Source organism: Pseudomonas sp. 3MAES_34.3B, from assembly GCF_058145875.1.
The window spans coordinates 5204137-5226729 of sequence record NZ_CM176960.1 but is presented as its reverse complement, the minus strand read 5'-3'; the positions used below and the strand labels follow the sequence as shown (position 1 = coordinate 5226729).

General features: G+C 62.6%; 22 protein-coding genes. 7 read left to right on the top strand and 15 right to left on the bottom strand.

Annotated features, from left to right (window positions below):
* Window positions 1-123: 123 nt before the first annotated feature.
* Both ompR and AC3Z8Y_RS23520 read left to right on the top strand, forming a co-directional pair.
* Window positions 124-864: an osmolarity response regulator transcription factor OmpR gene (ompR, locus tag AC3Z8Y_RS23525; protein WP_490087780.1), complete on the top strand. Its 741-nt coding sequence runs from the start codon at window positions 124-126 to the stop codon at window positions 862-864.
* Window positions 865-963: 99 nt separating this feature from the next.
* Window positions 964-2274 (top strand): ATP-binding protein, encoded by a 1311-nt coding sequence (locus tag AC3Z8Y_RS23520; protein WP_490087779.1) that lies wholly within the window; start codon window positions 964-966, stop codon window positions 2272-2274.
* A gap of 25 nt (window positions 2275-2299) precedes the next feature.
* Here the strand turns inward: AC3Z8Y_RS23520 and rimK are convergent, their stop codons facing one another.
* Complete coding sequence (rimK, locus tag AC3Z8Y_RS23515; protein ID WP_181111001.1) at window positions 2300-3205, bottom strand: 30S ribosomal protein S6--L-glutamate ligase; 906 nt, start codon at window positions 3203-3205, stop codon at window positions 2300-2302.
* Complete coding sequence (gene rimB, locus AC3Z8Y_RS23510; protein WP_490087778.1) at window positions 3202-3684, bottom strand: retropepsin-like aspartic endopeptidase RimB; 483 nt, start codon at window positions 3682-3684, stop codon at window positions 3202-3204. The genes rimK and rimB overlap by 4 nt, the downstream gene beginning before the upstream one ends.
* A 203-nt stretch (window positions 3685-3887) precedes the next feature.
* On the opposite strand from rimB, the gene AC3Z8Y_RS23505 reads away from it, so the two are divergent.
* Window positions 3888-4286 carry an RNA-binding S4 domain-containing protein gene (locus tag AC3Z8Y_RS23505; protein ID WP_490087777.1) on the top strand — a complete coding sequence of 133 codons (399 nt, stop codon included), beginning with the start codon at window positions 3888-3890 and terminating at the stop codon, window positions 4284-4286.
* Here the strand turns inward: AC3Z8Y_RS23505 and AC3Z8Y_RS23500 are convergent.
* Window positions 4283-5080 (bottom strand): phosphatase PAP2 family protein, encoded by a 798-nt coding sequence (locus AC3Z8Y_RS23500; protein ID WP_490087776.1) that lies wholly within the window; start codon window positions 5078-5080, stop codon window positions 4283-4285. The two genes, AC3Z8Y_RS23505 and AC3Z8Y_RS23500, sit on opposite strands and share 4 nt — an antisense overlap.
* A gap of 109 nt (window positions 5081-5189) precedes the next feature.
* Between AC3Z8Y_RS23500 and hslO the strand changes: the two genes are divergently transcribed.
* Window positions 5190-6092, top strand: a complete 903-nt coding sequence (hslO, locus tag AC3Z8Y_RS23495) for an Hsp33 family molecular chaperone HslO (protein ID WP_490087775.1) — start codon at window positions 5190-5192, stop codon at window positions 6090-6092.
* 176 nt (window positions 6093-6268) lie between these two features.
* Window positions 6269-7813 (top strand): phosphoenolpyruvate carboxykinase, encoded by a 1545-nt coding sequence (locus tag AC3Z8Y_RS23490; RefSeq protein ID WP_490087774.1) that lies wholly within the window; start codon window positions 6269-6271, stop codon window positions 7811-7813.
* A gap of 88 nt (window positions 7814-7901) precedes the next feature.
* On the opposite strand, the gene AC3Z8Y_RS23485 is transcribed toward AC3Z8Y_RS23490, so the two are convergent.
* The 6 genes from AC3Z8Y_RS23485 to yrfG all read right to left on the bottom strand — a co-directional run bounded on the left by AC3Z8Y_RS23485 (window position 7902) and on the right by yrfG (window position 14302).
* Window positions 7902-8639, bottom strand: coding sequence for a hypothetical protein (locus AC3Z8Y_RS23485; protein ID WP_490087773.1), 738 nt, complete (start codon window positions 8637-8639; stop codon window positions 7902-7904).
* 179 nt (window positions 8640-8818) lie between these two features.
* Complete coding sequence (locus AC3Z8Y_RS23480) at window positions 8819-9283, bottom strand: glycine zipper domain-containing protein (RefSeq protein ID WP_490087772.1); 465 nt, start codon at window positions 9281-9283, stop codon at window positions 8819-8821.
* 176 nt (window positions 9284-9459) lie between these two features.
* Window positions 9460-11802 carry an FdhF/YdeP family oxidoreductase gene (locus AC3Z8Y_RS23475; RefSeq protein ID WP_490087771.1) on the bottom strand — a complete coding sequence of 781 codons (2343 nt, stop codon included), beginning with the start codon at window positions 11800-11802 and terminating at the stop codon, window positions 9460-9462.
* Window positions 11799-12632 carry a formate dehydrogenase accessory sulfurtransferase FdhD gene (gene fdhD / locus AC3Z8Y_RS23470; RefSeq protein WP_490087770.1) on the bottom strand — a complete coding sequence of 278 codons (834 nt, stop codon included), beginning with the start codon at window positions 12630-12632 and terminating at the stop codon, window positions 11799-11801. Before fdhD ends, AC3Z8Y_RS23475 begins: the two co-directional genes overlap by 4 nt.
* Before the next feature lie 92 nt (window positions 12633-12724).
* The gene (locus tag AC3Z8Y_RS23465; protein WP_490087769.1) at window positions 12725-13612 is read right to left on the bottom strand and encodes a LysR family transcriptional regulator; all 888 of its coding nucleotides are present in this window, start codon (window positions 13610-13612) and stop codon (window positions 12725-12727) included.
* On the bottom strand, window positions 13613-14302 hold the full coding sequence (yrfG, locus tag AC3Z8Y_RS23460) for a GMP/IMP nucleotidase (RefSeq protein ID WP_490087768.1): 690 nt from the start codon (window positions 14300-14302) through the stop codon (window positions 13613-13615).
* 86 nt (window positions 14303-14388) lie between these two features.
* On the opposite strand from yrfG, the gene nudE reads away from it, so the two are divergent.
* Complete coding sequence (nudE, locus tag AC3Z8Y_RS23455; protein WP_181110990.1) at window positions 14389-14955, top strand: ADP compounds hydrolase NudE; 567 nt, start codon at window positions 14389-14391, stop codon at window positions 14953-14955.
* On the top strand, window positions 14952-15779 hold the full coding sequence (gene cysQ, locus AC3Z8Y_RS23450) for a 3'(2'),5'-bisphosphate nucleotidase CysQ (RefSeq protein ID WP_490087767.1): 828 nt from the start codon (window positions 14952-14954) through the stop codon (window positions 15777-15779). Before nudE ends, cysQ begins: the two co-directional genes overlap by 4 nt.
* A gap of 76 nt (window positions 15780-15855) precedes the next feature.
* Here cysQ and AC3Z8Y_RS23445 read toward each other — a convergent pair whose 3' ends face one another.
* Genes AC3Z8Y_RS23445 through rfbB form a run of 6 tightly spaced genes read right to left on the bottom strand, consistent with a single transcriptional unit; the run spans window position 15856 to window position 22450 of the window.
* Window positions 15856-17241, bottom strand: a complete 1386-nt coding sequence (locus AC3Z8Y_RS23445; RefSeq protein ID WP_490087766.1) for a sigma-54-dependent transcriptional regulator — start codon at window positions 17239-17241, stop codon at window positions 15856-15858.
* Entirely contained in the window at window positions 17238-19043 is a 1806-nt protein-coding gene (locus AC3Z8Y_RS23440; protein WP_490090077.1) for an ATP-binding protein, read from the bottom strand. The genes AC3Z8Y_RS23445 and AC3Z8Y_RS23440 overlap by 4 nt, the downstream gene beginning before the upstream one ends.
* A gap of 35 nt (window positions 19044-19078) precedes the next feature.
* Window positions 19079-19957 (bottom strand): dTDP-4-dehydrorhamnose reductase, encoded by an 879-nt coding sequence (gene rfbD, locus AC3Z8Y_RS23435; protein WP_490087765.1) that lies wholly within the window; start codon window positions 19955-19957, stop codon window positions 19079-19081.
* Window positions 19954-20502 (bottom strand): dTDP-4-dehydrorhamnose 3,5-epimerase, encoded by a 549-nt coding sequence (rfbC, locus tag AC3Z8Y_RS23430; protein ID WP_490087764.1) that lies wholly within the window; start codon window positions 20500-20502, stop codon window positions 19954-19956. The genes rfbD and rfbC overlap by 4 nt, the downstream gene beginning before the upstream one ends.
* Window positions 20499-21371, bottom strand: a complete 873-nt coding sequence (gene rfbA / locus AC3Z8Y_RS23425; RefSeq protein ID WP_181110984.1) for a glucose-1-phosphate thymidylyltransferase RfbA — start codon at window positions 21369-21371, stop codon at window positions 20499-20501. Before rfbA ends, rfbC begins: the two co-directional genes overlap by 4 nt.
* On the bottom strand, window positions 21368-22450 hold the full coding sequence (gene rfbB, locus AC3Z8Y_RS23420; protein WP_490087763.1) for a dTDP-glucose 4,6-dehydratase: 1083 nt from the start codon (window positions 22448-22450) through the stop codon (window positions 21368-21370). The genes rfbA and rfbB overlap by 4 nt, the downstream gene beginning before the upstream one ends.
* Window positions 22451-22593 lie beyond the last annotated feature (143 nt).

Here is a 22593-nt window from a genome sequence, read left to right as displayed (position 1 = left end):
CAAAGGGCCGCGGCCGGGCAATTTGCCCTTTACGATCCCTTTGCGAAAAATCTGCTAACAATGCGCGAAGCACGTCCCCCGGCGGCTGCGCCATAATGCGCGCCGACAGCAAAGGAGTTATTCATGAGCAGCACCGCCCAAACCAGTGAAGGCGAAAAAATCCTCATCGTGGATGACGACCCCGGATTGAGCAGCCTGCTGGAGCGCTTCTTCGTCAGCAAAGGCTACCGGGCCCGCGCAGTGCCCAACGTCGAACAAATGGATCGCCTGCTGAGCCGCGAGGTGTTCAACCTCATCGTGCTCGATCTCATGCTGCCGGGCGAGGATGGCCTGTCGGCCTGCCGGCGGCTGCGCGCGGCAGACAACCAGATCCCCATCATCATGCTCACCGCCAAGGGTGACGAGCTCAGCCGTATCAAGGGCCTTGAGCTCGGCGCCGACGACTACCTGGCCAAGCCCTTCAACCCGGATGAGCTCGCCGCGCGGGTCAGGGCAGTGTTGCGCCGCCAGTCCACGCCGGTTCCGGGCGCGCCCGGCGCCAGTGACGAAACCGTCACGTTCGGGGACTATGAGCTGTCCCTTGCCACGCGGGAGCTCAAGCGCGGCGAGGAAGTGCACATGCTCACCACGGGAGAGTTCGCCGTGCTCAAGGCCTTGGTCACGCATGCCCGGGAGCCGCTTACCCGCGACAAGCTGATGAGTTTGGCGCGCGGCCGCGAGTGGGATGCCCTGGAACGGTCCATCGACGTGCAAATTTCCAGGTTGCGCCGCATGATCGAGCCAGACCCGTCCAAACCCCGTTATATCCAGACCGTCTGGGGTGTCGGCTACGTGTTCGTGCCGGACGGCAACGGCGGCCGTTGATTCTTTTTCCGCAGGCAGGCGGCGCCTTTCAAGGGCTGCCGCCTGCTTTCTGCTGTTGCCGGGGCGCTCGGCGTGTGGCTCCGAGGTAAGCTGGCATTCATGAAAACCCCCGTTTGGTTCCCCCAAAGCTTCTTCGCTCGCACATTGTGGCTGGTGCTGGCCGTTGTACTCTTTTCCAAGGCGCTGACACTCGTTTACCTGCTGATGAACGAGGACGTACTGGTCGACCGACAGTACAGCCACGGCGTCGCGCTCACGCTGCGTGCATATTGGTCTGCCGACGAAACCAATCAAGGCCGAATTGCGGAAGCGGCGGGCCTGCTTCGCGTTTCCGGAGAGGCCGTTCCGGAAGGCGAACAGCACTGGCCCTACAGCGAAATCTACCAGCGGCAGATGCAGGCCGAGCTGGGCGAAGACACGGAAGTGCGGCTGCGTGTCCATGTGCCCCCTGCCTTATGGGTGAGGGCGCCCAGCATCGGGCCAGACTGGCTGAAAGTACCGCTTTACCCACACCCGCTTCGCGGGCAGAAGATCTGGAGCGTGCTCGGATGGTTCCTGGCGATCGGGTTATTGTCGACGGCGTCTGCCTGGATTTTCGTTCGGCAGCTCAATCAGCCGCTGAAAAACCTGGTGTTCGCGGCAAGGCAATTGGGGCAGGGGCGCAGCGTTCGCTTGCCGATCAGTGACACGCCCAGCGAAATGACCGAGGTATACAGCGCCTTCAACCAGATGGCCGAAGACGTGGAGCAAGCCGGGCGCGAACGGGAATTGATGCTAGCCGGAGTGTCCCACGACCTTCGCACACCGCTTACGCGCCTGCGCCTGTCCCTTGAGTTGATGAGCAGCGATAACGAGTTCGCGGAAGAAATGGTCCGGGACATCGAGGATATGGACGCGATCCTCGATCAATTCCTTGCATTCATCCGGGATGGCCGGGACGAAACCGTGGAAGAGGCCGACCTTTGCGCGCTGGTCGAGGAGGTTGTTGCACCCTTCAACCAGCCTGATCACCGGGTGAGGTTGTGCCTGGAGCCTATTCCCCCCTTCCCGCTACGGCGGGTTTCCATAAAGCGGCTGCTGAATAACCTGATCGGAAACGCGCTATATCATGCAGGTAAAGGCGTGGAAGTGGCGGCGTTCGTGTCGGGAGATTCCAGCGCACCCTACGTCGTGCTTAGCGTGCTGGACCGTGGGGAAGGCATAAACCCCGAGGAGTTCGAAGGCATCTTCAATCCGTTCACCCGAGGTGACCGTGCCCGCAGCAAGGGTACAGGGCTTGGCCTTGCGATCGTCAAGCGCATCGCGTCGATGCATGGGGGCAACGTGGAGCTGCGCAACCGGGCAGGGGGTGGCCTGGAAGCAAGGGTGCGCTTGCCACTCAATCTGATGCTGCCCCGGGACGCTGTGTAAGCGCAGCGCCCAGGGCCGAAGCCTGCTAGCCCTTGCCCCGGGTGCGAGTGAGGTTGGGGCCGCTGTTCTTTTCCAGATGCTCGATGATCATGCTCGCCACGTTCTTGCCTGTGGTGGACTCGATCCCTTCAAGGCCCGGCGACGAGTTAACTTCCATCACAAGCGGGCCGTGATTGGACCGTAGAATGTCCACGCCTGCCACGCTCAAGCCCATTACCCGGGCGGCGCGAATGGCAGTCATGCGCTCTTCAGGGGTGATTTTGATCAGGCTTGCGCTGCCGCCGCGGTGAAGGTTGGAGCGGAACTCACCCGGTTTGGCCTGGCGCTTCATCGAAGCGATTACCTTGTCGCCTACCACGAAACAGCGAATATCCGCGCCCCCGGCTTCCTGAATGTATTCCTGAACCATGATGTTCTGTTTCAGGCCCATGAAGGCCTCGATTACCGATTCCGCAGCCTTGGTGGTTTCGCAAAGCACCACGCCAATCCCTTGGGTGCCCTCCAATACCTTGATGACCAGAGGTGCGCCATTGACCATGCGGATGAGGTCGGGGATGTCATCCGGAGAGTGAGCGAAGCCGGTAACCGGCAGGCCTACACCCTTGCGGGACAGCAACTGCAGCGAGCGCAGCTTGTCCCGTGAACGCGCAATGGCGACCGATTCGTTGAGGGGGAACACTCCCATCATTTCGAACTGGCGCAATACCGCGCAGCCATAAAAGGTCACCGAAGCGCCAATGCGCGGAATGACCGCATCGAAACCTTCCAGCGGCTTACCCCGGTAGTGGATCTGAGGCTTGTGGCTGGCGATGTTCATGTACGCTCGAAGCGTATCCACCACCACCATTTCATGGCCTCGCTCGGTACCGGCTTCAACCAGGCGGCGGGTGGAGTACAGGCGCGGGTTGCGCGATAGCACAGCGATCTTCATTGAACACCTGGAGCAATTGAAAGGGAGGCCGGAGATACCGGTTTGTCCTGCACATACGTTTCGCCAGGGTTTACGACCAATTGGCCGTCTATAAGCGCCTTGGACCCCAGCAGCAAGCGGTACCGCATGGCCTTGCGGCACGCCAATGTAAATTCCACCTGCCAGACGCGGTCGCCCAGTGCCAGCAATGTGCGGATCACGTAGCGGGTTTGCGCCAGGCCGTTGGAGCTTTTGATCGTTTTCCTCGCCACCAGTGGCGCTTCGCAGCGCCGGTGCCGCAATTGCACGACCGAGCCCAGGTGAGCATTGAACCGCACCCAGCGCTCGCCGTTACGCTCGAACGGTTCGATCTCCGTGGCATGCAGGCTGGAGGTGCTTGCGCCGGTATCGATCTTGGCGCGAAGGCCTGCCACGCCCAGTTCCGGTAGGGCAATCCATTCCCGCAGGCCTATGACAGTGAGGTGGTCGAAAGTCTTCAACAAGAATCGCCTGAAGTAAAACGCCCCATACAAGGCGGGCCCGAAGCCAGGGCCTGCGTGGTCACTTGCATTTGCATAGACCACGGCCCGGCCCCGATTGCGTCACGTTGCAGCATTTGCCGCACTGTAAACAAAGCAACGCTGCGTTGCATCCCGCTGCGAGGATAGTAGAGTGATTGAATGTTTCGAATTGAGGTCAGGCAGTGGCGCAGCAAGCTGAGCATGATGAGAAAGTCCGCCTGGACAAATGGCTATGGGCGGCGCGTTTTCATAAAACACGGGCGTTGGCGAAGGCAGCGATCGAGAGCGGAAAGGTTCATTGCCGAGGTGAGCGCTGCAAGCCAGGCAAGGAGCCGAAGGTCGGCGACGAGTACCAGCTGCGAACCGGGTTCGACGAGCGAACGGTAATGGTATTGGCGCTATCCGATGTGCGCCGCGGTGCGCCCGAGGCGCAGCGGTTGTATGCCGAAACCGAAGAAAGCATCGCCCGCCGCGAGCAGGCCGCCGCGCTACGCAAGGCGGGGGCCCTCGGTGTAAGTACCGACGGCAAGCCCACCAAGAAACAGCGGCGGCAGCTGTTTCAGTTTCGCTCCGAAGGCTAGGTGCGGATAACGCTGAGCCTGTTTACTACCGGCAGGCGCTCGAGAAGAGTAAAGAGCGGCGCGGATACCTTCGTCAGCCAGGCGCTGGTGTGCGCCAGGAACGGCGTATGGCAAGACCATCCCAGGGCGAGCAGCGCCATGATCATGCCACCGATGTAATCGTCCTGCCCCCAATGGGCGCCAGCAACCAGCCGGGGCATCATGAACAGCAGCGCAAGGGCCCAGATCACCACGCGCTGGCCAGCGGTACGGCTGGAGAAGGTCATATAAAAGGCCCAGATCAGCAATACTGACGCATGGTCACCAGGGAAGCTGGAGCTGGACTGGTCTTTCAATTCCCATTTGCGCTCCAGATGCGGGTACCAGTCGCTCAGGTGAACCGCGCCCGGGAGCACCATGGTCGGGCTGTCATGTTGCCAGCCCATGCCATCGCAGAGTTTGGAAAACAAGGCGCGCACCACCAGTAACAGCAGCAGCGTAGCGACGAACCCCCAGAAGGCCCGGCGAACCTCTGTCGCTTTGAAAACCCAGTCGCCGCGAATCAACAGCGCCAGTAGAATAAGCCCGACCAGCGCGTCGAACGGGCGCAGGCTGCCCAAGGTCCATACATAACGCCAGCCTGTGCTGGTCGCCAGTGGCTGATTCAGCAGGTTAAACAGCGCTTCGTCGAACGAAGTAAAGGCCGCATGGCCCGCTGGCCACAGCCACACGCCCAGCAACACAACCGCGATCAGATTGCACAGGGCCAGCCCGCGCGGATTCCAGCTTGCCCGGAACAGTGCCGGTTTGTTCATATAGACCTCTAAATCAGGCGACATCCACTCGCACCCAGGCGGTGCTTCGAGTCGGGCTTTATACAAGCGCCGATACATATTTTGTCATCTTTCTGTGATAGCCGAACCTATGCACGATTTGCCAAGCACCGATTTCACCCAACGTTTCATCTTCGACGACGCCGACGTGCGAGGCGAAATGGTGTCCGTGGAGAGCAGCTATAACGAAGTGCTCGCCAGGCACACCTACCCTGAGCCCGTGGCCAAGCTTTTGGGCGAGTTCATCGCGGCCGCTGCCTTGCTCGCAGGAACCCTCAAATTTGACGGGTTGCTGATACTGCAGGCGAGGTCCGAGGGGCCGGTTCCGCTGCTGATGGTGGAGTGTTCCAATGCCTTGGAAATTCGAGGCCTGGCCCGCTATGACGAGGCGCTGATCGGTACGGCGAACGGCTTGCAGGCATTGATGCCCGATGGCACTCTGGCAATGACCATCGACCCCACCGAAGGGCAGCGCTATCAGGGCATCGTGGCCCTGGATGGCGAGAACCTGGCGGCGTGTTTCTCGAATTACTTTGCGATGTCCGAGCAGCTGGGAACCCGCTTCTGGCTGGAGGCTGACGGTCAGCGTGCCCGTGGCATGCTGTTGCAGCAGCTGCCCACAGACAAACGCAAGGACCCGGACGACAGGCTGGCCAACTGGCAGCACCTGCTGGCGCTGGCGGATACCTTGAAAGCGGAGGAGTTGCTTGGCCTGAGCAACGAAACCGTACTGCACCGGCTTTACCACGAAGAAGAGGTGCGTTTGTTCGATCGCCAGGCGATCGTGTTCCAGTGCAGTTGCTCGCGTGAGCGATCCGGCCGAGCGATCATCACCCTCGGTGAAGAGGATGCGAAGGCACTGCTCGAAGAAGGCGGCGGCGTGGTAGAGCTCGATTGCCAGTTCTGCAACGAGCGTTACCTGTTCGATGCGGCAGACTTGGCGCAACTATTTAGCGGCGGCGGGGTCGATGCACCGTCAGATAGTCGTCACTGAACAGATTCAGCAACGTAAATAAGGCTGCAGGCGCCGGAATAGCGCCGTTTTAACCGTAGGGAGCTACTCTTTTCCCTTGGTTGTAGGCATAATCCGGCCACTTTTTAGCTGTAGTAGGGTGCGGTTTTCTACTACAAACGTTTGGAGCACTCGGCTAATCGCCGACGGGGATTCTCATGACGCAAGCCAAAAACGCCGTGTATACCGATATCAGCATCGCTCAACTGGTCGAAGAGGCCATCCGTCGCGGTGAAGGTGAGCTTGCCGCCAATGGCTCGCTGGTCGTGAAAACCGGGCACCGTACCGGGCGTTCTCCGGTCGACCGCTTTATCGTGGAAGAGCCGTCCACCCAGGATTCCATCGCCTGGGGCCCTATCAACCGCAAATTCCCCGCAGACCGCTTCGATGCCCTTTGGGAGCGGGTAAGCGGCTACGTGGCTGAGCGCGATCACTTCATTTCGCATGTTCACGTAGGGTCTGACGACAGCCACTACCTGGCTGTGAAAATGACCACCGAGACTGCCTGGCACAACCTGTTCGGTCGCTGCCTGTTCATCAACCCGGAGCAATACAACCCAGCTTCGCGCCAGGAATGGCAAGTATTGAACGCGCCATGGTTCACCTGCGAACCCGAGCGCGACGGCACCAACTCCGATGGCTGCGTGATCATCAACTTCGCCGCCAAAAAAGTGCTGATCGCTGGCATGCGTTACGCCGGTGAAATGAAGAAAGCGATGTTCTCGGTGCAGAACTTCCTGCTGCCGGACGCCGATGTACTGCCGATGCACTGCGCGGCCAACATGGGCGAAGAGGGCGACGTTACCCTGTTCTTCGGTTTGTCGGGCACCGGCAAGACCACCCTGTCTGCTGACGAAAGCCGCTACCTGATCGGTGACGACGAGCACGGCTGGGGCGAAGGCGTGGTGTTCAACATCGAGGGCGGTTGCTATGCCAAGTGCATCGACCTGACCCAGAAGAACGAGCCTGTTATCTGGAAAGCCATCCAGTTCGGCGCCGTGCTGGAAAACGTGGTGCTGAACCCGGAAACCCGCCTGCCCGACTACACCGATGACAGCCTGACGCAGAACAGCCGTGCGGCCTACCCGCGTGAACTGATCGACAAGATCGCCCCGAAAAACCTGGGCGGCGAGCCTAACGCCGTCATCTTCCTGACCTGCGACCTGACCGGTGTACTGCCGCCAGTGTCCATCCTCAGCGAAGAGCAAGCGGCGTACCACTTCCTGTCCGGCTACACCGCCCTGGTGGGTTCGACCGAAATGGGCTCTGGCGCTGGCATCAAATCGACCTTCTCCACCTGCTTCGGCGCGCCGTTCTTCCCGCGCCCAGCTGGTGTTTACGCCGAATTGCTGATCAAGCGCATCCGCGCCTTCGGCTCCAAGGTGTACCTGGTCAACACCGGCTGGACCGGCGGTGGCTACGGTGTGGGCAAACGCTTCAACATTCCGACCACCCGTGGCGTGATCGCGGCGATCCAGAGCGGCGCTCTGGTAGGCGCGGAAACCGAGCACCTGGACATCATCAACCTGGATGTGCCAAAAGCCGTTCCGGGCGTTGATACCACTTTGCTCAAGCCACGTAATACCTGGGCAGATGGTGCTGCCTACGACGAGGCCGCCAAAGGCCTGGCCGGGCTGTTCATCGAGAACTTCAAGAAATTCGAAGTTTCCGACGCCATCCGCGCCGCTGGCCCGCAGCTGTAAAAGCCCTTTCGCAAGCTACGCCTGTCTCCTATCTCGTAGGAAGCGGGCGTAGCTCGTGAATGGATCGCTGCCTGTTTGCGTCAGCCTCTTACGGCGCAAACTCTCCCGCCACCGCGCAGTACTGCGCTTTCGCTTCGCGAGTTTCCTTGTCTCGGGTTTTCTCTGCCCGGCGCGTCCAATCCTTGCACTGATCCTTGAAGTACTGCTGCGCCGCGCGGCGGCATTCACGGTGCTCGATGCTGTCGGCCGGGAAGTTGAAGCACACCGACCCTTGATTGATCAGGTTGTCCTCGATGCGCCATTTGGCCACATACCGGTTGGGCCCATCCCATTCGCGAATGGTGACGGTAGCGATCTGGTATGGCCGCTGGGTGGATGCTTCGGTACGGCCGCCACCGGCTTTGAACTGGGCCAGATACTGGGCGCTCACCAGGCCTTGAGGCGCTTGAGTTGACACGGGTTCGGGCGCCGCGCTTGAGTGCACTGGCGCAGCCTTGGCGGGTGCATTGATGATCACCACCTGGTTCACCACGCGGGTTGCCACGGCGGTATTCACGACTGCTACCTGGCGGGGCTCTTGCACAGCAGTTTGCACTGGCGGCTGGCTTGGCGTGCCGTCAGGCGGCGCAGTTACGGGGCTATCGCTGCCATGCCAGGCCCAGGCTGCGATAGCCACGACGGCCAAGGCAGCAAGCCAGATACCACTGGAACCCTGGCGGGCAGGCGGCGCTTGGCGAGGGAGGCGGGCGCTCCCGAGCACTACGTCGATCTGGGCAGGGTCCAGGCGTTGAAAATGGGTAACGCCGTTGTCGTCGGGTGCAGCCATGGCGGGGTTCCTGAGGTACCGACACCGCTGCGTGAGGGCCGGTCGCAGGATGATGTCGCAATGCTGTTACATTGCGCGGCAGAGTAAACGCGCATTCAGGAAATGAACAGAGGGAGGGTCGGCATTTGGTCGGAAGGGATCCGACCAAACAGGGGCGGCAGAGGCCGCCCCGTGAGGGGTCAGCGGTGACGCCAGTGCTTGCGGTGGCCGTAATGGTGGCCACGGTCGTGGTCCCAACGGCGATCGGCATGGCCGCGATACTTTTTGCCGCCGCGGTCGCGATCATCATCGCTCCCCATGTAGTTACCCAGCGCGCCGCCTGCGCCGCCGCCAGCTGCCGCACCGATCAGGCTGCCGGTGGTGCCGCCTACGCTGCGGCCGATCACGTTGCCGCCGGCCGCGCCCAGGGCACCGCCAATCGCCGCTTGGCCACGGCTGTGCTTGTCCGCACCTACTGCGCTACCAGCCGCGCCGCCCAGGCCGGCACCGATCGCCGAGCCGGTGCTTCCGCCCAGCTGTTGGCCGACTACAGAACCCAGCACGCCACCCAGAGCACCACCCACGCCAGCTTCGGTCGTACCACCGGCAAAGGCGGCACCAGTGACTAGGCTGAGGGACAACGCGATAACCGAGGCAAGCTTCATGAAAGGAATCTCAGGCTTATGACGCCGCGATCCTGATGGGGCGCACAAGCCGTTACAACCGAAAAGCGATGAATGACACGACTTGGTCACAAATAGCTAACTTATTGTTATGGCTAGGAAACTTGCAGTAGCGAAGCGGGTCACATGATCTTCGACCCGCTCGCCTTGGATGGATTTCAGATAATCCGCGCGCTTTCCTGCGCCCGTTCGAACCGGATGGCCACGAACTTGGACGTCGGTGTGCTGCTGCCGTCGCCTGTACTTTCCAGCGGCACCAGTGGGTTGGTTTCCGGGTAGTACGCAGCGGCCTGTCCAGCGGGAATATCAAACGCAAGCAAGGTAAAGCCGCTTACCCGACGCTCACGGCCGTCTTCCCATACCGAGATCATGTCTACCTTCTGGCCCGGCTGGTAACCCAGGCGGATGATGTCCGCTTCGTTCGCGAACACGACCTCACGCTGCCCGCGCACGCCGCGGTAACGGTCATCCAGGCTGTAGATGGTAGTGTTGTACTGGTCATGCGAGCGCAGGGTCTGCAGGATCAGGTCGGGCACCCGGCCGGTGGCGTGGACCCGCTCATGCAGCAGGTCGGCCGGCAGGGCATTGGCCTTGAAGTTGGCGCGGCCGCTGGCGGTATTCCAGCGGCGCGCGCCGGCGGTATTGCCCAGATAGAAGCCACCGGGATGGTTCAGCTTGGCGTTGAAGTCTGTAAAGCCTGGGATGGTATCGGCGATCAGCTCTCGAATCCGCTGGTAGTCCCCGATCAACCATTGCCAGTCCACCGGGCGTGCCCCCAACGTAGCGTGGGCGATCCCGGCGATGATGGCCGGCTCCGAGCGTTGGAGCGAAGACAGCGGCTGTAGTTGGCCGAATGAGGCGTGAACCATCGAGAACGAGTCCTCTACGGTTACCGCTTGCGGGCCTTCAGCCTGGCGGTCGATATCGGTGCGGCCCAGGCACGGCAGGATCAACGCCTCCTTGCCATGAATCAGGTGGCTGCGATTGAGCTTGGTACTGATGTGTACCGTGAGGTCACAGTTTTGCAAGGCTTGCTTGGTGCGCGGGCTGTCCGGCGTAGCTTGAGCGAAATTGCCGCCCAACCCGATGAACACCTTGGCGCGGCCTTCGAGCATGGCGTGAATGGCTTCCACCACGTTGTGGCCCTGCTGGCGCGGGACCTTGAAGCCGAACCGCTTTTCCATGGCATCAAGCAAAAATACCGGCGGGCGCTCGTTGATACCCATGGTGCGGTCGCCTTGCACGTTGCTGTGGCCACGCACCGGGCACAGGCCGGCGCCGGGGCGGCCGATATTGCCGCGCAAAAGCATCAGGTTGGACAGCTCCTGAATCGTAGGGACCGAATGGCGATGCTGGGTAATGCCCATGGCCCAGCACATGATCACCTTGGTGCCCTTGGCGTACATGCGCGCCGCGCGCTCGATCTCCACCAGCGGCAGGCCCGACTGTTCCACGATCTGGTCCCAGGTGGTGGCATCTACGGCGGCGAGGTACTCCTGCACGGCCGCAGTATGTTCGCTGATGAAGTCATGATCGAACACCGGTGGGTTGCCGGCAGCCTTGGCGTCGCGCTCCCATTGCAGCAGGAATTTGGCCATGCCGCGGGCAATCGCCATGTCACCGCCCAAGGCCGGGCGGAAATACGCGGTATTGGTCGGGCGGTCACCGTTGGTGAGCATTTCCAGCGGGTGTTGCGGATGCTGGAAGCGTTCCAGGCCGCGCTCCTTGAGCGGGTTGATGCACACCACCTGCGCGCCGCGCTCGACCGCTTCGCGCAGCGGTTCGAGCATGCGTGGGTGGTTGGTACCGGGGTTCTGGCCCCACACGAAAATCGCGTCCGCGTGATGGAAGTCTTCGAACGTGACCGTGCCCTTGCCTACGCCGATGCTTTGCGAAAGCGCAACACCGCTGGCTTCGTGGCACATATTCGAGCAATCGGGGAAGTTGTTGGTCCCGAATGCGCGTACGAACAGCTGGTAAAGGTAGGCGGCCTCGTTGCTGGCACGGCCGGATGTATAGAACTCGGCCTGGTCCGGGCTTTCCAGCCCATTGAGGTGGCGGGCAATGAGCGCGAAGGCTTCGTCCCAGGCAATGGGCTTGTAACGGTCGCTTTGGGTGTCATACACCATCGGCTCGGTGAGCCGGCCCTGGTATTCGAGCCAGTAGTCACTCTGCTCCAGCAGCGCGCTAACGCTGTGCCGGGCGAAGAAAGAGGCATCCACCCGCCGCTTGGTGGCCTCCCAGTTCACGGCCTTGGCGCCGTTCTCGCAAAATTTCACCATGCCGTCATCAGGGGATTCACCCCAGGCGCAACCGGGGCAGTCGAAGCCGCCGTTCTGATTGGTCTTGAGCATGGTGCGAATGTTTTTCAGCGCATTGCCGCTGCCCAGCCAGAACCGGGTCACGCTCTGCAAGGCGCCCCAGCCCGCGGCCGGGCCGCTATAGGGCTTGTAGCGAGGGGCGGAGGCGGGGGCTTTCTCGGCTTTGGTAGAGGTGCTCACGGTTCGATCTCCATCGCGGGGCTGTACACCCGCGGCGCGCTGTGATGCGGCAGATGAATGAGGTTCAAGTGGTGTTTGCGGGCCCATTGGCAAGCCAGGCCCGTCGGCGAAGAAAGGCTGACGAGGGTATGAATCCCGGCGCGCAGCATCTTCTGGATCAGTTCGAGGCTGCAGCGGCTGGTAACCACCACCAGCCCGCCAGCGGTATCGATGCCTTGGCGAAGCAACGCGCCGATCAGCTTGTCCAGCGCGTTGTGCCGGCCGATGTCTTCCCGGGCAAGCAGGAGTTCGCCCTGGGCGTTCATGAAGGCCGCGGCATGCACCGCGCCGGAGTGCTGGCCCAGCGGCTGCAGCGCGCTGAGGCGCTGACGCAGGCCTTCGAGCCAGGCTGCGGGGGGCAGCGGCATGGGCTTAAGTATGGGTAACGCCGGCAATGCCTGGTCCACCGCCTCTACGCCACACAGGCCGCAGCCGCTGGTGCCGGCCATTTGTCGGCGATGGTCTTTCAGGGCCCAGAACGCACGGCTGGAAATGTCCACCTGCGCCTCGCGCGCCGCGCCAAGGCCACGTACCTGGATGTCGTAAATGTCTTCGATGGCCGGCACGATCCCGCTGGCGATACTGAAGCCCACCACAAAGTCTTCTAGGTCGCGGGGGCTTACCAGCATTACCGCTTGGCTGATGCCATTGAAGGCGATGGCCAGCGCCACTTCGTCTGCCAACGTAGCCTGCCCCGCCTCGCCATCGTTCAGGGTGGCGTAGCGGTAATCCTGGCTGGCGGACGACAACGGGTCTGTGGTCGCCAATGGGGCGGAACGCAAGGCGGGCATTCGACAGTACCGGCAGTTTCGTGGATGGAGCCTATGCCGGGTGTGACTGACCGTCTAATCGCTTGTTCCGATGCGCTGATAGATGGGCTCGATCAATTGCCGCCAAGCGTACTCTGGCAATAGGCGAAGCACGCTTCGGCCAAGGGCGAGCGAGGTGCGCTGCGGCGCATGATCAACCCGAGGCGCGTAAGCGTTTGCGCCTGCTCGATCGGTTGCAGGCGTAAGTGTTCGGTGAGTGCCTCAAGCCCGCCATGCAGCGGCATGATCGCGCAGCACAAACCGCCGTGCACCGCCTGGAGCAATTGGTGCACCGCGTCGGTTTGCAACAATGGGCGTGGGCGCAGGCCCCGGCTGTGGAAGGCATGGTCGATGGACTGGCGGAAATGCATGCCGCTGGTCAACAGGCCCAAGGGGAGTTCGTTGATCGCCTCCCAACTGAGCGGTGCATCGTCAAATTGATAGTGGCGCTGGTCATGCAGCAAGCCCATGCGCGTTTCGCTCAAGGGCAGGGTTTCGAATTGTGCCGGGTCCAGCCGGTCCAGGTACGACACGCCCAGGTCCAGCTGGTTACTGGCCAACTGTTCCACCAGCTGATCGGAGCTCAGCGAGCTCAGTTCGAAGCTCAGTTCAGGGTGCAGCGTGTGCAGCCCCCGCAAGAGCGGTACGGGATCGAAGCTCGACAGCGGCACCACCCCCAGCCGCAGCGTACCCACCAGATGCCCACGACAGGCGGCGGCTTCGGCCTGCAAGCCATCGTAGGCGGCCAGTACTGTACGAGCCCATGCCAGTATGCGCTCGCCCGGTGCGGTGAACCCCTCGAAGCGCTGGCCGCGATTCACCAAGGGCAGATCAAGCTCTTCCTCCAGGCTGCGCAAGCGCATGGAAAGCGTGGGCTGAGTGATATGGCAGCGTGCGGCGGCCTGGCCGAAGTGGCGGGTTTCGTCCAGCGCTACCAGGAACTTCAGCTGCTTGATGTCCATTCACACCCCCGGTGCCACGCCCGCATGGGCAAGGCCCGGCAGCAGCGCTCGAAAGTCCTCTACCGCGTCGAATTCTTCGGTGTTCTTGCGGCCCTTGCGGCTGTCCGGTTCGCTTACTGCGAGCAAATGGCCAATACCGTAGGCGCGGGCGCTGCGCAGGATCGGCAGCGTATCGTCAATGAACAGTGCCCGTGTCGGGTCGAACGCCAGGTCGGCTTGCAGCGCGTCCCAGAACGCTGCGGCTTCCTTGGGGTAGCCGTAATCGTGGGACGTGATGAGCCGATCGAACCAGGGCGCCAAGGCGATACGCTCGAGCTTGAGGGACAGGGAATCCCGATGCGCGTTGGTGATCAGCACCAGGCGCTTGCCTGCCGCCTTTACCGCCGCCAGGAACGTATCGGCATGCGGGCGAAGGGCGATCAGGTGGGCGATTTCGTGCTTGAGTTCCAGGATTGGCAGGTTGAGTTCGCGGCTCCAGAAGTCCAGGCAATACCAGGTCAGCTGCCCGGCATGTGTCTCGAACAGCGGCTGCAGCTCCATTTCAGCCATGGCCAGGCTTACCCCATGCACCTCGGCATAACGCCGGGGCAGGTGATGCAGCCAGAAGTGGTTATCGAAATGCAGGTCGAGCAAGGTACCGTCCATGTCCAGCAGAACGGTATCGATGTCGGGCCAGGCTAAAACGGGCATCGGAAGGCTCCCGGGCGGCGGAAAACAGGCTCGGCACACGCGCGAGCCAAGGTATAGTAACCCGTTCAAGCCAAGGAGCCGCCCCTATGCGCCATAAACCCACCGTGCTGGGCCGTGAGATCGTCGCCAGTAGCCGTATCTTCCGTGTAGAGCAAGTACAGCTGCGTTTCGCCAATGGTGTGGAACGCACCTATGAACGGCTGGTTGGGCGCGGCAATGGTTACGGCGCGGTCATGATTGTGGCGATGCTGGACGATGAGCATGCCGTGCTGGTGGAGGAGTACTGCGGCGGCACGGAAACCTATGAGCTGTCTTTGCCCAAGGGCTTGATCGAGCCGGGCGAGGACGTGCTGGCCGCTGCAAACCGGGAGCTCAAGGAAGAAGCCGGGTTCGGCGCCCGGCAGTTGGAGCACCTCACCGAGCTGTCCCTGTCGCCTGGGTACATGAGCCAGAAGATCCAGGTAGTGCTGGCGACCGACCTCTACGAAGAACGCCTCGAAGGCGACGAGCCGGAGCCGCTGCGCGTAGACCGCGTGAACCTGCGCGAATTGTCGGAACTCGCCCGCAATGCAGACTTCACTGAAGGCCGGGCGCTGGCGGCGCTGTACCTGGTGCGCGATCTGTTGGCCCAGCGCGGGGCCTTCAGCCTATGACGTTCCCCCACCCATTGCTCGAAGGCGTGCTGGCCATTGCCCGTGATGCGGGCGAAGCGATCCTGCCGTTCTGGCGGGCGGGCGTGGAAGTGACCGCCAAGGCTGATGATTCGCCTGTCACCGCGGCAGACCTGGCGGCGCACGACGTGATCGTGGCCGGCTTGACCCGCCTGGCGCCGGATATTCCGATCCTGTCGGAAGAAGACTGCGACGTGCCCCTGGCGCAACGCGCGGGCTGGGATCAGTGGTGGTTGGTGGACCCGCTGGACGGCACCAAGGAATTCATTTCCGGCAGTGAAGAATTCACGGTGAACATTGCCTTGGTCAAGGGCGGCGACGTGGTATTTGGCGTGGTTGCCATGCCGGTCAACGGCCGTTGCTGGTGGGGCGGCGCGGGCCTCGGCGCGTGGTGCAGTAATCCGGGCGAAGCGCCGCAGCCGCTTCAATCACGGCCTTTGCCCGCAGAGGGTGAGCCATTCACCGTGGTAGCCAGCCGCCGTCATTCCAGCCCTGAACAGCAAGCGCTGCTGGCCGGCCTGGAAACCGTGGTTGGCCCCTTGCGCCTCACCAGTGTGGGCAGCTCGCTCAAATTCTGCCTGGTGGCCGAAGGCGCCGCCCATTGCTACCCAAGGCTGGCGCCCACCTCCCAATGGGATACCGCTGCCGCCCAGGGCGTGCTCGAGGGCGCAGGCGGTGAGGTGGTCGATACGCACGGCCAGCCGTTCTGCTATCCGGCGCGGGAGAGCCTGCTCAATGAGTATTTCCTTGCGCTGCCAGGCAACGCGCCCTGGCGTGCGGCGTTGTTGGAGTTGTGCGAGGCCTGAATCAGGCTTTTGCGTGCTTCCCACAGGATTATTGTAGGAGCAAGCGAAGCCGAAGGCGGAGCTCGCGAATAAGGGCTTAATCCGCCTCTTCCCCACTGCCCACGCTCAGCCCGTGCTTGCGCAATTTGTCGTGCAGCGTTTTGCGAGGGATGCCCAGCGCCTCGGCCAGGCTGCGCAGCGACGCATGGCCGCGGGCAATTTCGGCGCTGATAACCTGCCGTTCGAATGCCTCTACCTGCGCGTTCAGCGGCCCATGAATGTCGGATTCTTGTGGATCTGCCGGCAGGTCGCCAGGGGTATCCAGCGCAAGGTCCAGCCCCAGGGCAAAACGCTCTGCCGCGTTTTGCAGTTCACGCACGTTACCCGGCCAGCCATGGCGCAGCAGGGCGCCACGTTGGGCAGGTTGCAGGGCCTGGCTGGGCAAGCCGTGGCGTTCGGCGGCGGCGCTGTTGAAGTGCTCGAACAGCGTGACCACATCCTCGCCCCGCTCGCGCAGAGGCGGAATGCGCAACGGCGCCACGTTCAGCCGGTAATACAGGTCGGCGCGGAAGCGTCCCTGATCCGCTGCCTGGCGCAGGTCTTCCTTGGTGGCCGCGATCACGCGGATATCCAACGGGATCTGCTGATTGCCGCCCAGCCGCTCCACCACGCGCTCCTGCAGCAGGCGCAGCAGCTTTACCTGCACATCCAGGCTCATGCTTTCGATTTCGTCCAGGAACAGCGTGCCGCCGTTGGCGAACTCGAACTTGCCGATGCGGCGCTTCTGCGCGCCGGTAAAGGCGCCGGGCTCGTGACCGAACAGCTCGCTTTCCACCACCGATTCCGCCAGCGCGCCGGCATTGATGGCCACGAACGGGCCGTTGCGCCGGCCAGACAAGTCATGCAATGCGCGAGCGACCACTTCCTTGCCCGCGCCGGTTTCGCCCAATATCAATACATCCGCACGGGTACCCGCCAAGGCACCGATCTGTTCGCGCAGGCGCGCCATCGAAGGGCTGTTACCCACCAGGCGCGTACCCAGGGCCTGGCGGTCACTCAGGGCCAACCGCAGGCTGCGGTTTTCCAGCACCAGCCTTCGATGGCTCAACGCCCGGCGCACGCTATCGAGCAGCGCTTCACTGGCAAACGGCTTTTCAAGAAAATCATAAGCCCCCGCGCGCATGGCTTCGACGGCCAGCGGCACATCGCCGTGGCCTGTGATCAGCAACACCGGTAGCTCGGGGTCGGCAGCGTGCAACTGGCGCAGCAACGTCAGCCCGTCAACGCCCGGCATCCGAATGTCCGACACCACTACGCCAGGCCAGTCGCGGCCCAGGCGGGCCGGCAGGCCGGTGGCATCTTCCAGCGCCAGCACTTTCAGCCCGGCCAGATCGAGGGTTTGCCCCAGCGCCTGGCGCAGGTGTGGATCGTCGTCAATCAGCACCACGTCCGTGCGGGTGGTCAATGCGTCCGGCGTGGTCATGCCAGGTCCTCGAGTGGTTGCGGGCTAACCCCGGGGGTGGCGGGGCGCAGCCTCAGCGTAAGCAGCGCGCCGCCTTGCGGGTGGTTGGCCATGAGCAGTTCACCGCCCAGGGCGCGCATCAGCGTATCGCAGATCGCCAACCCAAGGCCCAGCCCCTGGGTACGGGTTTTGGTGGTGAAGAAGGGTTCGCGCGCGTGGGCCAGCGCTTCGCTGCTGAAGCCAGGGCCGTTGTCCCGGATGAAGAGGCTGATACCGTCTGCGGTCTTCTCGGCGCTGAGCCAGATACGCCGTGGGTTGGCTTTTTCAGTGAGCGCATCCAGCGCATTGGCCAGTACATTGCCCAGCACCTGACGCAACCGGGTTTCACCCGCCTGCACCCACAGCGGGGCGTCGGGCAGGTCACGAATCAATTCCACGTCCATGGCCCGGCGGCGCTTGGCCAACAGCGCCAGAGCGTCTTCGAGTGCCGGTTGCAGCGCCACGCTCTCGGGCGCATGGCGGTCGCGGCGGGCGAAGGCGCGCAAGTGCGCGATGATCGAGGCCATGCGTGCGGTGAGTTCGCTGATTGCCTTGAGATTGCTCCGGGCGTCGTCGGTGCGCTGGTGGTCGAGCAGCACGCCGGCGTTGTCGGCATAGCTGCGGATCGCCGCCAACGGTTGATTGAGCTCGTGGCTGATGCTGGCGCTCATGGTGCCCAAGGCCGACAGCTTGCTCGCCTGTACCAACTCATCCTGCGCCTGTACCAGTTTCTGCTGCGCCTGCTCGCGTTCAAGCACTTCCTGGCGCAGGCGGCTGTTGAGCTTTTGCAGGGCACTGGTGCGTTCGCTCACCCGGGCTTCCAGTTCTTGTCGGCCAAGCGCTTCGAAGGCGATGCGGTCCAGGTAATTGCGCCGCCTCTGCATCATCAGGCCCAACATCAACATGAGCGCCAGCAGCGCCGCGCCACCCACCGCCACCACGGTACGTACCGGGCGGTCGATCAGGCTGCGCGGGGCGAGCAGGTTGACGGTCCAGCCCGTTTCGCCAATGAACCGGCTTTGGGTAAGCCAGGTGCGATTATCGAGCTCTAGCACGCCCGGGTTCCCCGTGGGATACGGCTGATTGGCGGCAATGGCCGCGCGCTCTACTTCCGTCAGCGGGCGCGTGGCGCGGTAGCGCCATTCGGGACGGGAGGTAAGGATCACTACGCCGTATTGGTCGGTAACCGCGAGCTGCTCTGGCGTGCGGCCCCAAAGGGTCTCGGTGTGGTCCAGGTCCACCTTTACCACCAGCGCCCCGATGGTTTCGTCACCGTCGCGCACGCCGGCGGCAAAGAAGTAGCCTCGTTTCGCCGAGGTGGTTCCCAAACCAAAGAAGCGCCCCAGCCGACCGGCAATGGCGTCATTGAAATACGGCCGGAAGGCGAAATTACGCCCCACGAAACTGTCCTTCTGGTCCCAGTTGGAGGCCGCCAGGGTATTGCCCGCCGGGTCCATGAGGTACATCACCTCGGCGCCGGTCTGGTCGCAGATAGTTTTAAGCAGGCGATTGGCCGCGCCCTGCAGTTGCGGGTCGGTGGGGTGGGCCAGCAACTGACGCAACGCGGGCAGGTCACTGAGGATCGGCGGCAGGGCTTCGTAGCGGCGCAGCGTGCCCAGCAGGTTGGCTACGTACAGGTCGAGGGTCTGGCGGTTCTGGCTTACCAGCTCGCTGCGGTAGTAACGCTCGGCCAGCTGTTGCAACGGCAACAACAACGGCGCCAGGCAGATGGCGACAAGGGCGAGGTTGCGCCAGCGCGGGCGGCGGGGAAGGGCGGGCTTGATCATCCCGCCATGTTACCGCAGCGCACGCGCCACGGTTATGCCTGGCGCAGGCACTCCAGCAGTGCATCATGCCAATCCGCCTGGCGCACGCCCCACTCGGCGTCCAACTTGGCGCAGTTCAGCCGCGAATTCAGCGGCCGGCGGGCAGGCGTCGGGTAGTCACTGGAGGGGATAGGCAGCAGCGCCGCGCAGGGCTTGCCGGCTTTGCGCAGCTGCTCGCCAATGGCTTCGGCAAAGCCGAACCACGAGGTTTGCCCGCGGGCGGTCAGGTGATATACGCCCCATGGGCCAGCCTGCCCAGCCTGCCAGCGTTCAATGAGCTGCACAGTGCTGTCCGCGATGGTACCGGCCCAGGTAGGCGCGCCTATCTGATCGGCGACCACCTTGAGCTCGGGTTTCTCTTGCAGCAGCCGTTGCATGGTCAGCAGGAAGTTGCGCCCATGGGAGGCGTACACCCAGCTGGTACGCAGAATCAGGTGAGCGCCCCCTACGGCCTGTATGGCTTGCTCGCCCGCCAGCTTGCTTTCTCCGTACACCCCGAGCGGGGCGGTAGGGTCGGCTTCCACGTAAGGCTCGGCCTTGCTGCCATCGAATACATAATCGGTGGAATAGTGAATCAGTGGCGCGCCCAGCCGGTGGGCTTCTTCGGCCAGCACACCCGGGGCAATGGCGTTGATGGCAAAGGCCAGCTCACGTTCGGATTCAGCCTTGTCCACCGCAGTGTGGGCTGCCGGGTTGATGATCAGGCCCGGGCTCAGCGCCCGCACCTGTTCACGGATTGCATCCGGCCGGGTGAGGTCCAGAATACTGCTGCCTAGTACATGCAGGTCCACTTTGCCTTGCAGGCGCTTTTGCAGCTCGGTGCTCACCTGGCCATTGGCGCCTACCAGCAATACGCTCAGGCAGCCGCTCATGGGAACAGGTCCGCGTCGGCCAACGCCTTGCCTTGCTGGTCCTTGGCCGACAGCCGAGGTTCCAGCCCGTTCAGTTGCCAGTCGATGGCCAGGGTAGGGTCATTCCAGGCGATGCACCGCTCGGCGGCCGGGTTGTAGTAGTCGGTGGTCTTGTAGAGGAAGTCCGCCGTCTCGCTCAGTACCACGAAGCCGTGGGCGAAGCCTTCGGGGATCCACAGCTGGCGCTTGTTCTCTTCCGACAGCAGCACGGTGACGCAGTGGCCGAAGGTAGGGGAGCCGCGACGGATGTCCACGGCGATGTCCAGCACTTCCCCGGTAGCGACCCGAACCAGTTTGCCCTGCGGGTTCTGGATCTGGTAATGCAGGCCGCGGAGCACGCCGCGCTGCGAGCGAGAGTGATTGTCCTGAACGAACGTCAGCTGGCGGCCGGTGGCTTCGTTGAAAGCACGCTCGTTGAAGCTTTCGAAGAAGAACCCGCGGTCGTCACCGAAAACCCTGGGTTCGAAAATCAGTACATCGGGGATGTTGGTTGTTACCACGTTCATCGGGTTTCTCTCGCCAGGGCAAACAGGTATTGGCCGTAGCCGGTTTTGCCGAAAGCGTTGGCACGTACCAGCAGTTGTTGCTGGTCGATCCAGCCGTTCATGTAGGCAATTTCTTCAAGGCAGGCGACCTTCAACCCTTGCCGATGCTCTACCGTTTGCACGTACTGCGAAGCCTCCAGCAGGCTGTCGTGAGTACCGGTATCCAGCCAGGCGAAGCCGCGGCCGAAGCGTTCCACATGGAGGTCGCCGCGTGCCAGGTAGGCGTTGTTCACGTCGGTGATTTCCAGCTCGCCACGCGGCGAAGGCTTGACCTCGCGGGCGATCTGCACCACGTCATTGTCATAGAAATACAGGCCGGTGACCGCATAGCTGGACTTGGGCGCGGTGGGCTTTTCTTCGATGGACAGGGCGTGGCCAGCCTCGTCGAATTCGATCACGCCAAAGCGCTCCGGATCTTTCACCCAGTAGCCGAACACCGTGGCACCGCTGCCGCGCTTGACGGCACGTTGCAGCTGGTCGGAGAAGTGCTGCCCGTGGAAGATGTTATCCCCCAGGATCAGGCACACCGGGTCGTTGCCGATGAACGACTCGCCAATCAGAAACGCCTGGGCAAGGCCGTCCGGCGAAGGCTGCTCGGCGTAGCTGATATGGATGCCGAACTGGCTGCCATCGCCCAGCAACTGCCGGTACTGAGGCAGGTCTAGCGGGGTGGAAATGATCAACACTTCACGGATGCCGGCCAGCATCAGCACCGAGATCGGATAGTAGATCATCGGCTTGTCGTAGATCGGCAGCAGCTGTTTGGAAACGCCCAGCGTGATCGGGTGCAAGCGCGTACCGGAGCCGCCGGCCAGGACGATACCCTTCATGCGATCAGGTCCTTGGGTTCGGTGAAGCCCAGGCGTTCGCGTTGATAGCTGCCGTCCTGAACGCGCCGGCACCAGTCGAGGTTATCCAGGTACCACTGCACGGTTTTGCGCAGGCCGGTCTGGAAGGTTTCCTGGGGTACCCAGCCCAGCTCGCGCTCGATCTTGCTGGCGTCGATGGCGTAACGCAGGTCGTGGCCGGGGCGGTCCTTCACGAAGGTAATCAGGTCGGCATAGTTGGCCACGCCATCCGGGCGAGCCGGGGCCAGCTCTTCGAGCAAGGCGCAAATGCCACGTACCACGTCGATGTTCTTTTGCTCGTTGTGGCCGCCGATGTTGTAGGTTTCGCCCACCTCACCGCGAGTTACCACCTCCAGCAACGCCCGGGCGTGGTCTTCCACGAACAGCCAGTCGCGCACCTGCAGGCCATCGCCATATACCGGCAAGGGCTTGCCTTCCAGCGCGTTGAGGATCACCAGCGGGATCAGCTTCTCGGGGAAGTGATAAGGGCCGTAGTTGTTAGAGCAGTTGGTGACCACCACCGGCAACCCATAGGTGCGGTGCCAGGCGCGCACCAGGTGGTCGGAGGCCGCCTTGCTCGCTGAATACGGGGAGCTGGGCGCGTACGGTGTGGTTTCGGTGAACAGGTCGTCCACTCCGTGAAGGTCGCCGTACACTTCATCGGTAGAGATGTGGTGGAAGCGGAACGCGCTTCGCTCCGGCTCGCTCAGCTTCGCCCAATACGCGCGGGTGGCTTCGAGCAGGGCATAGGTACCCACGATATTGGTTTGAATGAAATCGGACGGGCCGTCGATGGACCGATCCACATGCGACTCTGCCGCCAGGTGCATGATCGCCTGCGGCTGGAACCGCGCCAGTACTTCCCCGATCACGGGCTGGTCGGCGATATCCGCCTGAACGAATTCATAGCGTGTGTTGGTAGCGATGCTGGCGAGGGACTCCAGGTTACCCGCGTACGTCAGCTTGTCGACGTTGAGCACTTCGTGCCCGGTGTTTTCGATGAGGTGTCGAACCAGGGCCGAGCCGATGAAGCCCGCCCCTCCAGTGATGAGGATTCGCATGTGTACGCGCCTTTTTCCTTAAGTCGCCAAGTATGAAATGGGCATACTTTGTGGGGATCCGCAGCCCGGTGCAAGCCCGAATACCTTAATACTTCGGCAGGCCTTGAGGAGTAGCTTTTCGCTAGCATTGTAGACGCTTCCCA